The 1,337-nt window shown below is 69.3% G+C and carries 1 protein-coding gene; it reads left to right on the forward strand.

Translation table 11 applies throughout. The annotated features are described in order from the left end of the window. Positions 1-1,337: AMP-binding protein (locus tag ACYQ8K_RS30055; protein ID WP_459975013.1), on the forward strand; the 1,337-nt coding region annotated here is incomplete at both ends.

Below are 1,337 nucleotides of genomic sequence, written 5' to 3' on the forward strand. Positions count from 1 at the left end.
GGCTTCTTCGTCAACACCCTGGTGCTGCGCGTCGATCTGAGCGGTAACCCCAGCGTCGCCGAACTGCTGGGCCGGGTACGGCAGCGCAGCCTGGCCGCCTACGAACACCAGGACGTCCCCTTCGAGGTGCTCGTCGAACGGCTCAACCCCACCCGCAACCTGGCGCATCACCCGCTGGTGCAGGTGGTGTTGGCCTGGCAGAACTTGCCCTGGCAGCGTCACGGCCCAGCCGCCGGTCTGGAACTGGGCGACGTGCGGGTCACTCCGCTACCGCTGGACACCCAGGTCGCGCGGATGGATCTGGTGTTCTCGCTCGCCGAACGCTGGACCGACGACGGCCGGCCGGCCGGCATCGGCGGCGCGGTCGAATTCCGCACCGACGTCTTCGATCCGTCGAGCATCGAAACGCTGATCGACCGATTGCGTCGGGTGCTGACCGCCATGACCGCCGATCCTGCGCAACGACTTTCGGCGATCAACCTGCTCGAGGACGCCGAGCGTGACCGGCTCGACGCGGCCGGCAACCGCGCGATCGTCATGGTGCCGCCCATGGCGTCGATGTCGATTCCGGCGTTGTTCGCCGCGCAGATGGCCAGCGCCCCGGGGGCCGTGGCGATCACCTGCGGCGCGCGATCGCTGACCTACCGCGAGCTGTACGAGTCCACAAACCAGTTGGCGCACCTGCTCGCCGAGCGGGGCGCGGGCCCGGGGGAGCGGGTGGCCGTGGTGATTCCGCGGTCGGCCGAGGCGATCGTCGCCATCCTGGCGGTGCTCAAGACCGGGGCGGCCTACGTGCCGGTCGATACGGGCGTGCCGGCGGCGCGGCTGCAGTTCGTGCTCGGCGACGCCGCACCGGTCGCGGCGGTGACCACCGCCGAGGTGCGCCCCCGGCTGGACGGGTTCGACGGCGCGATCGTCGACGTCAACGACCCGGCCGCGCGCATCCAACCCACCACCGGCCTGCCGGTGCCGGACGCGGAAAGCATCGCGTACATCATCTACACCTCGGGCTCGACCGGTGTTCCCAAGGGGGTGGCGGCCACCCACCGCAGTGTCACCCAGCTCTTGGAGGCGGTCGACGCCCAACTGAGCCCGGGCGAGGTCTGGACGCAATGCCATTCCCTGGCCTTCGACTTCTCGGTCTGGGAGATCTTCGGCGCGCTGCTGCACGGCGGGCGGCTGGTGATCGTTCCCGACGATGTGGTCCGATCGCCAGAAGACCTGCACACCTTGCTGGTTGGCGAAAGCGTGAACGTGCTGAGCCAGACCCCGTCGGCGTTTTATGCGTTGCAGAGCGCCGATGCGTTGGCGCCCGAATTGGGTGAGCAGCTGAAGTT

The sequence above is a fragment of the Mycobacterium sp. MUNTM1 genome (assembly GCF_054660795.1).